The organism is Salinispora mooreana (assembly GCF_000379065.1).
Taxonomy (GTDB): Bacteria; Actinomycetota; Actinomycetes; order Mycobacteriales; family Micromonosporaceae; genus Micromonospora; species Micromonospora mooreana.
In genome coordinates this window covers 272,465-284,545 of the sequence record NZ_KB900614.1, presented here as the reverse complement: position 1 = coordinate 284,545, position 12,081 = coordinate 272,465, and the positions used below count along the sequence as shown (strand labels likewise).

7 protein-coding genes are annotated in these 12,081 nt (G+C 71.4%); all 7 read left to right on the top strand.

The genetic code is table 11. The annotated features are described in order from the left end of the window. Positions 1–328: 328 nt before the first annotated feature. The 7 genes from trpC (at position 329) to SALPAC6_RS0101255 (ending at position 12,024) form a co-directional block, all read left to right on the top strand. On the top strand, positions 329–1,132 hold the full coding sequence (trpC, locus tag SALPAC6_RS0101285; protein ID WP_026189222.1) for an indole-3-glycerol phosphate synthase TrpC: 804 nt from the start codon (positions 329–331) through the stop codon (positions 1,130–1,132). Between the two features lie 31 nt (positions 1,133–1,163). Continuing rightward, positions 1,164–2,396 (top strand): tryptophan synthase subunit beta, encoded by a 1,233-nt coding sequence (gene trpB, locus SALPAC6_RS0101280; protein ID WP_018251634.1) that lies wholly within the window; start codon positions 1,164–1,166, stop codon positions 2,394–2,396. A gap of 4 nt (positions 2,397–2,400) precedes the next feature. Next, positions 2,401–3,204 carry a tryptophan synthase subunit alpha gene (trpA, locus tag SALPAC6_RS0101275; RefSeq protein WP_018251633.1) on the top strand — a complete coding sequence of 268 codons (804 nt, stop codon included), beginning with the start codon at positions 2,401–2,403 and terminating at the stop codon, positions 3,202–3,204. Between the two features lie 106 nt (positions 3,205–3,310). Then, a complete protein-coding gene (gene lgt, locus SALPAC6_RS0101270) occupies positions 3,311–4,408 on the top strand; it encodes a prolipoprotein diacylglyceryl transferase (RefSeq protein WP_018251632.1) in 1,098 nt (365 codons plus the stop codon). Between the two features lie 14 nt (positions 4,409–4,422). Continuing rightward, positions 4,423–5,610, top strand: a complete 1,188-nt coding sequence (locus SALPAC6_RS0101265) for an FAD-dependent oxidoreductase (protein ID WP_018251631.1) — start codon at positions 4,423–4,425, stop codon at positions 5,608–5,610. Positions 5,611–5,804: 194 nt separating this feature from the next. Further along, positions 5,805–10,526, top strand: a complete 4,722-nt coding sequence (gene gltB / locus SALPAC6_RS0101260) for a glutamate synthase large subunit (protein ID WP_018251630.1) — start codon at positions 5,805–5,807, stop codon at positions 10,524–10,526. Beyond that, positions 10,519–12,024, top strand: a complete 1,506-nt coding sequence (locus SALPAC6_RS0101255; protein WP_018251629.1) for a glutamate synthase subunit beta — start codon at positions 10,519–10,521, stop codon at positions 12,022–12,024. Before gltB ends, SALPAC6_RS0101255 begins: the two co-directional genes overlap by 8 nt. Positions 12,025–12,081: the final 57 nt, after the last annotated feature.

Sequence of the window (12,081 nt, the reverse complement as noted above, 5' to 3'; positions counted from 1 at the left end):
CTGGCCTTGAGCTTGCTCACAGCCCCGCCCCGGTGCGCCCGGCTGATGATCAGCTCGCCGGATAGCGTCACGTCAATACTCGGGCTGACTGTGGTCGATGATCATCGCCCTTGATCGGCGGCCGGGAGGTGATGGCTGTGTGTGAGCTCACCTTCACTGGAGGTTGGGCATTATGCCGCAAGCCGATTCGTGAGAAGCGCCATACCCCCGGCAGCCGGTATCGGGTACGCCGCCTAGCATCGGCCCATGACGCCCGGAGAGGGGAGCGTTGGTGACTGCGGAGCATGCGCACGTGGGCGGAAGCGACGCCGGTTCGGCGAAGCCCAGCGTGCTGGATGAGATTCTGGCCGGAGTACGCGAGGATGTGGCTCGGCGACAGGAGCAGGTCCCGCTGGAGCGCATTCGAGAGCTGGCCGCCGCCGCCCCGCCACCGCTGGATGCGTATGCGGCCCTGCGTCGGCCCGGCGTGGCGGTGGTCGCCGAGGTGAAGCGCTCCTCGCCGTCCAAGGGGCGGCTGGCGGAGATCGCCGATCCGTCCGACCTCGCCAGCGAATACGCCGCTGGTGGTGCCCGGGCGATCAGCGTGCTCACCGAGGGGCGCTGGTTCGGTGGTTCGCTGGATGATCTCGCCGCCGTCCGGGCCGCGGTCGATGTTCCGGTGCTGCGGAAGGACTTTGTGGTCTCCAGCTACCAGGTGCATGAGGCGCGGGCGCACGGCGCCGATCTGGTGCTGCTGATCGTGGCGGCGTTGGAGCAGAAGGTGCTGGTTGGCCTGCTGGAGCGGATCGAGTCGCTGGGCATGACCGCCCTGGTCGAGGTGCACGACGAGGAGGAGGCGGACCGGGCGTTGGAGGCCGGCGCCCAGGTGATCGGAGTCAACGCTCGCGACCTGCGTACGCTGGAGGTCGACCGGTCGGTCTTCGAGCGGATCGCGCCCGGCCTGCCGAGCCGGGTTGTCAAGATCGCCGAGTCGGGGGTGCGCGGTCCCCATGACCTCATCCGGTACGCGTCGGCCGGTGCCGACGCGGTCTTGGTCGGCGAGGGCCTGGTTACCCAGAAGAGCCCCCGTGAGGCGGTGGCCGAGCTGGTCAACGCCGGTAACCACCCAGCGACACCCCGTCCGGCGCGCTGAGCGCGCGCTGGTCAGAACGAAGGGAGCCGCGATGAGCGTCGACATGCCCGCCGCGACCGGTCGATACCCGGACGCCACCGGTCACTTCGGCCGGTTCGGCGGCCGGTTCGTCCCCGAGGCCCTGGTGGCCGCGTTGGACGAGCTCGACGGCGCCTGGCGTACCGCGATGGGGGACGAGTCGTTCCAGACCGAGTTCGCCGCCCTGCTCCGCGACTACGCCGGCACCCCCTCGTTGCTCTACCCGGCCCGGCGGCTCTCCGCCAAGATCGGCGCACAGGTGCTGTTGAAGCGGGAGGACCTCAACCACACCGGGGCGCACAAGGTGCGCAACGTGCTTGGCCAGGCGTTGCTGACGAAGCGGATGGGCAAGCGGCGCGTCATCGCCGAGACCGGCGCCGGCCAGCACGGGGTGGCCACCGCCACCGCGGCCGCCCTGTTCGATCTCGAGTGTGTGGTCTACATGGGCGAGGTGGACACCCAACGGCAGGCGCTGAACGTGGCGCGCATGCGGATGCTGGGCGCCACCGTGGTGCCGGTCACCGCCGGGTCACGCACGCTCAAGGACGCGATGAACGAGGCGATGCGGGACTGGGTCGCCAACGTCGACAACACCCACTACCTGATCGGTACGGCGGCCGGCCCGCACCCCTTCCCCGCCCTGGTCCGCGACTTCGTCCGGGGCATCGGCGACGAGGCCCGCCAGCAGTGCCTTGACCTGGTCGGTGCGCTGCCCGACGCGGTCACCGCGTGCGTCGGCGGCGGCTCCAACGCGCTCGGTGTCTTCCACGCCTTCGTCGATGACCCGAGCGTGCGCCTGTACGGCTTCGAAGCCGGCGGGGACGGGCCGGCGACCGGTCGACACGCGGCCAGCATTACCGGTGGCTCCTCGGGCGTGCTGCACGGGACCCGGACCTACGTGCTGCAGGACGCCGATGGTCAGACCGTCGAGTCGCACTCGATCTCGGCCGGGTTGGACTACCCGGGCGTCGGGCCGGAGCACGCCTGGCTGCACGACACCGGCCGGGCGACGTACCGGCCGGTGACCGACGCCGACGCGATGGCCGCCTTCGAGCTGCTCTGCCGTACCGAGGGCATCATCCCCGCGATCGAGAGCTCCCACGCGCTGGCCGGCACGGTCGCGATCGCCCCGGAACTCGCCGCCGAGCTGGGCCGGGAGCCGGTGGTGGTGGTCAACCTCTCCGGCCGTGGTGACAAGGACGTGCACACCGCCGGGGAGTACTTCGGCGTCCTCGACAAGGAGTGACAGCGTGAGTCGCATCGGGGTTGCGTTCGACCAGGCTCGGGCTGAGGGCCGGGCCGTCCTGGTCGGCTGTATGCCCGCCGGGTTCCCGACCGTCGAGGGCAGCATCGCCGCGATGACCGCCATGGTCGAGGCGGGCGTGGACGTCATCGAGGTGGAGATTCCGTACTCCGACCCGGTGATGGACGGTCCGGTGATCCAACGGGCCAGTGACATCGCCCTGGCCGGTGGGGTCCGGGTCGCCGACACGCTGCGCATCGTCGACGCGGTGGCCGCGACCGGCGCGCCCGTGGTGACGATGACCTACTGGAACCCGATCGAGCAGTACGGTGTTGACGCCTTCGCCCGGGACCTCGCCGCGGCGGGCGGCACCGGGCTGATCACGCCTGACCTGATTCCCGACGAGGCGCAGGAGTGGCTGGCCGCCTCCGACGCGTACGGGCTGGACCGGACCTTCCTCGTCTCGCCCTCCTCCACCGACGCTCGGCTGCAGATGACCGTCGAGCATTGCCGGGGATTCGTCTACGCGACCGCGATCATGGGGGTCACCGGGGCCCGTACGCAGGCTTCGGCGGCGGCTCCGGTGCTGGCGTCCCGGGTTCGGGCGGTTACCGACCTACCGGTCGGCATTGGCCTCGGGATCGGCACCGGGGAGCAGGCCGGTACGGCGGCCGGGTTCGCTGACGGCGTCATCGTCGGCAGTGCCCTGATCCGCTGCCTGCTCGATGCCGCCAGTCTGCCGGCGGGGCTGACCGCCCTGCGTGAGCTGAGCGCCGAACTCGCTGCTGGCGTCCGGAGCCCGGCTCGCTGACGCCGGCCCTGGCCGGCGACCGGCCCGACGGGTCGGGAGGTGCGCACCACCGGCCGCGCGGGCCGGGGTGCCACGGCAAGGCCGATCGGCGGTAGCCTGTGCACTCGTGACCCTCGCCTCGCAGACCCCTCTGGCGGCCCTGCCCAGTCCGACCACCGCCGTGTGGCAGCTGGGCCCGGTGCCGATTCGTGCGTACGCGCTCTGCATCCTCGTCGGCATCGTGGTGGCCTGCTGGGTCACCGAGCGGCGGCTGCGGCAACGCGGGGTGGCGCCGGGGGCGGTGCTCGACATCGCCGTGTGGGCGGTGCCGGCGGGCATCATCGGGGCCCGGATCTACCACGTGATCTCCTCGCCGGAGAAGTACTTCGGCACCGGTGGCGAGCCGCTCAAGGCCTTCGCCATCTGGGAGGGGGGTCTTGGTATCTGGGGTGCCGTGGCCGGTGGCGCGCTTGGTGCGTGGTATGCCGCCCGTCAGCTCGGTATTCCGTTCGCGGTGGTGGCGGATGCCCTCGCCCCGGGGCTGCCGCTGGCGCAGGCGATTGGGCGGCTCGGCAACTGGTTCAACAACGAGCTCTACGGCGGGCGCACCACGCTGCCCTGGGGCCTGGAGATCCACCGGATGGACCCGGAGACGGGCCGGGCCCTGCGTGACGACGCCGGGACGCCCATCCTCGAGGCGGGGCTCTACCATCCGACCTTCGCCTACGAGGCGCTGTGGAACGTGGGTGTGGCCGCCTTCGTCTTCCTCCTCGACCGGCGGCTGAAGCTGGGCCGCGGCCGGGCCTTCGCGCTCTACGTGCTGGGCTACACGGCCGGCCGGTTCTGGATCGAGATGATCCGTACCGACGACGCGAACACGATCCTCGGCGTACGGCTGAACGTCTGGACCGCGGCGGTGGTCTTCCTCGCTGCGTTGATCTACTTCCTGCGGGTGCGCGGACCGCGCGAGTACCTGGTCCCGATCCGTGAGGTGCTGGTGTCCGTGCCCGAGTCTGACGTGTCGCAGGTCGACCTCTCCGCTCGCGAGGCGAGTGCCCAGCCGGCGGCGCCGGAGGGCTACCAGGTGGTCGCCGAGGAGCAGTTCCGGCACTGGCAGGAGACGGGCGAGACAGCGTCGCGGTCGGAGATCGGGGGCTCACGTGACGACCCGCCCACCGACCGGCCGGCGGATGCCGCCCGCTCCGCCGACCAACGCGACAGCTGAGCGAGGAGGGCCGCATGCGGAGCGCGGTCGTGGTCGGCGCCGGTGTCGGTGGCCTTGCGGTCGCGGGCGCGTTGGCGCGCTCCGGCTGGCAGGTCACGCTGGTCGAGCGCGCCGACCGGATCCGTCCGGAACCCACCGCGGTGGTGCTCTGGCCCAACGGCGTGCGCGCACTGCGGGCTCTCGGCCTCGCGGCCGGGCTCGACGCGATCGCCACCCCGTTGGCGAGCAGTGGGGTGCGCCGACCCGACGGACACCAGCTGGTGCGGCCCCGTCCGGTCCCGGCGGACCGAAGCCCGGTGGTGGTGCACCAGGAGGACCTGCACGACGCGCTCATGGCCGGGCTGGGCGAGGGTGTGGAGTTGCGGACCGGCGTGACCCTCCGTTCGGTTCGCGCGGAGCCGGGCGCCCGACCGTCGGTCGGTGACGGCCGACATACCTACGAGGCGGACCTGGTGGTCGCCGCCGACGGTCTCGACAGCGTGGCTCGGGCGCAACTCGCACCGGAGGCCGCGGTGGTCAGTTGCGGCTCGGCCGCGTGGCGGGCGGTGATCCCGTGGTACCGGGCGCACCAACTCCCCGCCGACCTGCCGCCGACCGGGGAGATCCTCGGTGCCGGGTACCGCTTCATCTACGTGTCGCTCGGGGAACGGGGCTCGTCCGGGGCCTCCAGCCGCGGCGGGATCTACTGGGTGGCCACCGCCGCCGGTGCGCCCCGGCCAGAGTCGCCGGAGACCCAGCTCGCCCTGCTGCGTCGCTGGTACGCCGGCTGGCCCGCACCCATCGCCGATCTACTCGACGCCACCGACCCGGCCGACCTGGTCCAACGGGAGATCCGCGAGCTGCGCCCGCTGCCCCGCACGTACGGCTTTCCCACCGGTCCGGGCGGGGCGGTGCTGCTCGGTGACGCCGCGCACGGCATGCCCCCGCACCTGGGGCAGGGGGCCTGCCTCGCCTTCGAGGATGCCGCCACCCTGGCTGCACTGCTCCGGGAGTCCCGGCTGCCGGACGCGGTCGTCGCCTACGACCGGACCCGACGGCCCCGGGTGGCGGCGACGGTTCGGCAGACCCGACGGATGTCGGCGGTGCTCCAGGCCCGTGGTCGGCTCGCGCTCCGCGCCCGCGACGCGGTCCTCGGCGCCCTCACTCCCCGGCTGCTGGGCAGCGCCGGCACGACCGCCGACCAGTGGCATCCCCCGTCCTGACCGGCTCCGGACGCCAACCGGCGGGGAGCCCGCCGAGGGCGGTGTGGTGAGGAAGAGGTGCTTTCTCACACTCTGGAAGGTGTGATCAATCTGCACTGGCCTTGTGCGGCCCCCCCTAACGTAGACTCAAATGACCCTTGAGGGCCGACGTCGTCCCGACCAAGTTTCAGCCTGAGTGACGACAGGAGGCCCGGGTGGCTGTTCCGTACCCGCACCGCATCCCGCAGCAGGTCCCGCACTCCGGCCCGAACGGGTCCACCGGCGGGCTCTACGACCCCGCGTACGAACGAGACGCGTGCGGGGTCGCGTTCGTGGCGGATCTGCGCGGCCGGCGGTCGCACGGGGTGGTGGCGAACGGGCTCGCCGCGCTGCGCCGGCTGGACCATCGGGGTGCCCGGGGGGCGGAGCCGAATACCGGCGACGGCGCGGGCATCCTGATCCAGGTGCCGGACGCGCTACTACGCGCGGTGGTGGACTTCCCGCTGCCCCCGATCGGCGAGTACGCGACCGGCCTGGTCTTCCTGCCCGATGACGACGAGGCCGAGCTCCGGGCCCGCCGGGTGGTGGAGAAGTACGCGTTGGTCGAGGGCGCCGACCTGCTTGGGTGGCGGGATGTGCCGGTGGATCCGGCGGGTCTGGGCGCGACGGCGCTCGCGGCGATGCCCCGGGTCCGGCAGCTCTTCGTCACCGCGCACCGGCTCACCGACTCGGCGACGGGCCCGGCTGGTTCCCGGTTGACCGGCATCGAGCTGGAGCGGGTGGCGTACCGCGTCCGCAAGCAGGCCGAGCGGGAGTCGGCGGAGCGCGGCGTGGCGGCGTACTTTCCGTCGCTCTCCGGCCGCACGATGGTCTGGAAGGGCATGCTCACCCCGGACCAGCTACCGGAGTTCTACCCGGAGCTGACCGACGAGCGGATGTGTAGCGCCATCGCGCTGGTGCACTCCCGCTTCTCCACGAACACGTTCCCGTCCTGGCCCCTGGCGCACCCGTTCCGGTTCATCGCCCACAACGGCGAGATCAACACCATCCGTGGCAATCGGAACTGGATGCAGGCGAGAGAGTCGATGCTCGCCGGTGGAGCCGGTGCGGCGTTGCCCGGCGACATTCGTCGGATCTTCCCGGTCTGCACGCCGGGGGCGTCCGATTCGGCCAACTTTGACGAGGTCCTGGAGCTGCTGCATTTGGCGGGGCGAAGCCTGCCGCACGCGGTGTTGATGATGATTCCGGAGGCCTGGGAGAACGACCCGGACATGCCCGCTGACCAACGGGCCTTCTACCGGTTCCACGCCAGCCTGATGGAGCCCTGGGACGGTCCGGCGTCGGTGGCGTTCACCGACGGCGAGATTGTCGGGGCGGTGCTGGACCGCAACGGCCTCCGTCCCGGCCGCTGGTGGCAGACCTCCGACGGGCTGGTCGTGCTCGGTAGCGAGGCGGGTGTGCTGGACCTGGATCCGGCCACCGTGGTCGCCAAGGGGCGCCTGCAGCCCGGTCGGATGTTCCTGGTGGATACCGTGGGCGGCCGGATCGTGCACGACGACGAGATCAAGGCCGAGCTGGCGGCGGCCCAGCCGTACGAGGAGTGGCTCCACGCCGGCCTCATCGAGCTGACCGACCTGCCGGCCCGGGAGCACATCGTCTACACCCACGACTCGGTACGTCGCCGGCAACAGGTGTTCGGCTACACCGACGAGGAGCTGAAGATTCTCCTCGCGCCGATGGCGCGGGTCGGCGCCGAGCCGATCGGCTCGATGGGAACGGATACCCCGATCTCCCCGCTGTCCACCCGGCCGCGGCTGCTCTACGACTACTTCCACCAGCTCTTCGCCCAGGTCACGAACCCGCCGCTGGACGCCATCCGGGAGGAGTTGGTGACCAGTCTCCAGACCACGATCGGGCCGGAGGGTAACCTGCTCGAGCCGGGGCCGGCGAGCTGCCGGCAGCTCGTGCTCCCCTATCCTGTGATCGACAACGACGAGCTGGCGAAGATTCTCTCCATCGACGAAGATGGGAACCTCCCCGGTTTCAAGGCGGTCCGGGTCTCCGGCCTGTACCGGATCCGGGAGGGCGGCGCGGGCATCCGGGCGCGGCTGACCGAGATCTGTCGGCACGTCTCCGAGGCCATCGAGGATGGCGTACGCATCCTCGTCCTCTCCGACCGGGACTCCAACGCCAATCTCGCCCCGATCCCGTCGTTGCTGCTCACCGCGGCGGTGCACCAGCATCTGGTTCGGGAACAGACCCGGACCCAGGTGGCGCTGATCGTGGAGTCCGGCGACTGCCGGGAGGTGCACCACGCGGCCGTGCTGGTCGGGTACGGCGCGGCGGCGGTGAATCCGTACCTGGCGTTCGAGTCGGTGGAAGACATGATCTCGACGGGGGCGCTGGCCGGTGTCGAGTCGGGCACCGCGGTGCGCAACTACGTCAAGGCGCTCGGCAAGGGCGTTCTGAAGATTATGTCCAAGATGGGCATCTCGACCGTGTCGTCGTACTGCGGCGCCCAGGTCTTCGAGGCGGTTGGGCTGGACAGCCAGCTCATCGAGCGGTACTTCCGGGGCACTCCCAGCAAGATCGGCGGGGTCGACCTGGACGGGATCCACGTTGAGGTCGCCGCTCGACACGCCCACGCCTGGCCGGAGCCGGGGACGGCGACGACCGACCGGCTGGATGTCGGCGGCGAGTACCAGTGGCGGCGTGAGGGCGAGCTGCACCTGTTCAACCCGGAGACTGTCTTCCTGCTCCAGCACGCCACCCGCAGCCGGCAGTACGACGTGTTCCGGGCGTACACCTCGAAAGTTGACGCGCTGGCCGCCCAGGGGGGTGCGCTGCGGGGTCGGTTCACGCTCCGCACCGGAGTGCGCCCGCCGGTGCCGATCGACGAGGTCGAGCCGGCCAGCGAGATCGTTCGGCGCTTCGCCACCGGTGCCATGTCCTACGGGTCGATCTCGGTGGAGGCGCACGAGACCCTCGCGATCGCGATGAATCGGCTCGGCGGCAAGTCCAACACCGGCGAGGGCGGTGAGGATGTCGAGCGGCTACACGACCCAGCTCGCCGCTCCGCGGTCAAGCAGATCGCCAGCGGTCGGTTCGGGGTCACCACCGAGTACCTGGTGAACGCCGATGACCTGCAGATCAAGATGGCGCAGGGTGCCAAGCCCGGCGAGGGCGGCCAACTGCCCGGAAGCAAGGTCTGGCCGTGGATCGCCCGGACTCGCCACGCCACCCCGGGCGTCGGCCTGATCTCTCCGCCACCACACCACGACATCTACTCCATTGAGGACCTGGCCCAGCTCGTGCACGACCTCAAGTGCGTCAACCCGGCGGCGCGGGTGCACGTCAAGCTGGTCAGCGAGGTCGGGGTGGGTACGGTGGCGGCGGGTGTGGCGAAGCTGAAGGCCGATGTCATCCTCATCTCCGGGCACGACGGCGGCACCGGTGCGTCCCCGCTGAACTCGCTCAAGCACGCGGGCACCCCGTGGGAGCTGGGCCTGGCCGAGGCGCAGCAGACCCTGCTGCTCAACAAGCTCCGGGACCGGGTCACCGTGCAGGTTGACGGCCAGCTCAAGACCGGTCGGGACGTGTTGGTCGCGGCCCTGCTCGGGGCGGAGGAGTTCGGCTTCGCCACCGCCCCGTTGATCGTCGAGGGCTGCGTGATGATGCGCGTCTGTCATCTCGACACCTGCCCGGTCGGTATCGCCACCCAGAACCCGGTGCTGCGCGAGCGGTTCACCGGCCGGCCGGAGTTCGTGGAGAACTTCTTCCTCTTTCTCGCCGAGGAGGTCCGTGGGTACCTCGCCGAGCTGGGTCTGCGCTCGATCGACGAGGCGATCGGCCGGACCGAACTGCTCGATGTCGCTCCCGCAGTTGATCACTGGAAGGCGGCCGGTATCGACCTGAGCCCCATCCTGCGCCTGCCGGAGTTCCCCGAGGAGGCCGCTCGGCGGGGCGTCCGCGCCCAGGACCATGGTCTCGGGCTGGCCTTGGACAACGAGCTGATCGCGCTCGCCGAGCCGGCGCTGCGCTCCGGCACCCGGGTGCGGACGCAGGTGCCGGTGCGTAACGAGCACCGCAGCGTCGGCGCGATGCTCGGTGGCGAGGTGGTCCGTCGCCACGGCGGGGCTGGCTTGCCCACCGACACGATCGAGTTCGACCTGCACGGCACCGTCGGGCAGTCGTTCGGTGCGTTTCTGCCATCCGGGGTCACCCTGCGCCTGCACGGCGACGCCAACGACTACGTCGGCAAGGGACTCTCCGGTGGACGGTTGGTGCTCCGCCCGGATCGGGCCGCCCCCTTCGTCAACGCGGAGGCCATGCCGGGCCGGCGGGCGGAGGATCAGATCATCGCCGGCAACACCATCCTCTACGGCGCCACCGCGGGTGAGGTGTTCCTCCGCGGTCGGGCGGGGGAGCGGTTCGCGGTACGTAACTCCGGGGCGGCTGCTGTCGTCGAGGGTGTCGGCGACCACGGCTGCGAGTACATGACCGGCGGTACCGTCGTGGTGTTGGGGCCGACGGGGCGAAACTTCGCGGCCGGGATGTCCGGGGGGACCGCGTTCGTGTGGCGGCTGGATCGTCGGCGGGTCAACACGGAGTTGGTGGACCTGACGCCCCTGAGTGAGCAGGAGCAGGCAACCCTCTACGACCTGGTCCAGCGGCACTACACCGAGACCGACTCCGCGGTCGCCGAGGATTTGCTCAAGCGCTGGTCGGAGGCGGTGGAGGAGTTCACCGCCGTGGTGCCGCGGGACTATCGCCGGGTGCTGGAGATCATGCGGGCTGCCGAAGCCGCCGGCTACGACGTGGATGACGCGGTGATGAGTGCCCTGGCGGCGCCGGCAGCGCAGTCCGCGTCGTCCGCACCGTCCACGCCGGTGTCGCCCGTCGCGCGGGTGGCCGTCCAGGAGGTAGCTCGTGCCTGATTCGTTTGGTTTCCTGCGGTACGACCGGCAGCTTCCCGCCCGCCGTCCCGTGCCGGTGCGGATCAAGGACTGGCGTGAGGTCTACCCACCGGCAGGTGAAGAGCTGATCCGGGAGCAGGCCACCCGCTGCATGGACTGCGGCATTCCGTTCTGCCACGATGGCTGCCCGCTGGGCAATCGCATCCCAGACTGGAATGACCTGGTCCGCACCGGTGGCTGGGACGCCGCGGTGGAGACGCTGCACGCCACCAACAACTTTCCGGAGTTCACCGGTCGGCTCTGCCCGGCGCCCTGCGAGGCGGCCTGCGTACTCGGCCTCGGCGGCCAGCAGCCGGTCACGATCAAACAGGTCGAGGTGGAGATCGCCGACGCTGCCGTCGCCCGCGGCGGGCTACGGCCCTGGTCGGTGCCGCCGGCCAGTGGCCGTTCGGTGGCGGTGGTCGGCTCCGGGCCCGCCGGGCTCGCCGCCGCGCAGCAGCTCGCCCGGGCCGGGCACGCGGTCACCGTGTACGAGCGGGACGACGCCCTCGGTGGCCTGCTGCGGTACGGCATCCCGGACTTCAAGCTGGAGAAGCAGCACATCGACCGGCGGCTGGCGCAGCTCGCCGCCGAGGGGGTGCGCTTCCGGACCGGGGTGGAGGTCGGCAGCGACGTGACCGCCGAGCAGCTGCGGGCCGAGCACGACGCGGTACTGCTCGCCTGCGGTGCCCTGGCCAGCCGGGACACCCCGGCAACCCCCGGGCGATCGTTGCGCGGGGTGCACCAGGCAATGGGACACCTCGTCGCGGCCAACCGGGTGGTCGCCGCCGCGGGGGACAAGCCGCCGGCCGCCGCGGTGCTGCCGGACGGCACGCCGATCGATGCGGCCGGCCGGAACGTCGTGATCATCGGTGGCGGGGACACCGGCGCGGACTGCCTCGGCGTCGCCCACCGGCAGGGCGCCGCCGCGGTGTACCAGCTCGACCTCTACCCGCAGCCGTCCCGGGAGCGGGACGAGGCGCGGGATCCGTGGCCGACCTGGCCGTGGATTCTGCGGGAGTACCCGGCGCACGAGGAGGGTGGGGAGCGGGTCTTCGCCGTCGCCGTGCAGGAGTTCGTGGACGACGGCAGCGGGGCGGTGCGGGCGGTCCGGATCGCCGAGGTGAGGGTGGAGAAGAGTGCTGGCCGGCGGATCGTCACCCCGGTGCCGGGCACCGAACGGGAGCTGCCGGCCGACCTGGTGCTGCTGGCGATCGGTTTCGACGGCACCGAGCCGCAGCCGCTGCTTGAGCAACTCGGGGTGTCCCGCAACGAGCGGGGCGCGGTGGCGGCCCGTTCGGACTGGCAGACCGACGTGGACGGCGTCTTCGTCGCCGGGGACATGCACCGGGGCGCGTCGTTGATCGTGTGGGCGATCGCCGAGGGCCGGGCCGCCGCAGCCGCCATTCACTCGTACCTGGACGGGCGGGGTTCGCTGCCGGCGCCGGTGGATTCGGACGCTCGGCCGCTGGCCGGCTGAGGGGCGGGCGAGGGGCTGGGGCCGGGGGCGGCCGGCGGTGCATCATATTCACTTTAG

What these genes read in the sequence shown, in the direction of transcription:
- trpB (WP_018251634.1), top strand. Translation starts at nt 1,164, where the DNA reads ATGAGCGTCGACATGCCCGCCGCGACCGGTCGATACCCGGACGCCACC.
- SALPAC6_RS0101265 (WP_018251631.1), top strand. Translation starts at nt 4,423, where the DNA reads ATGCGGAGCGCGGTCGTGGTCGGCGCCGGTGTCGGTGGCCTTGCGGTC.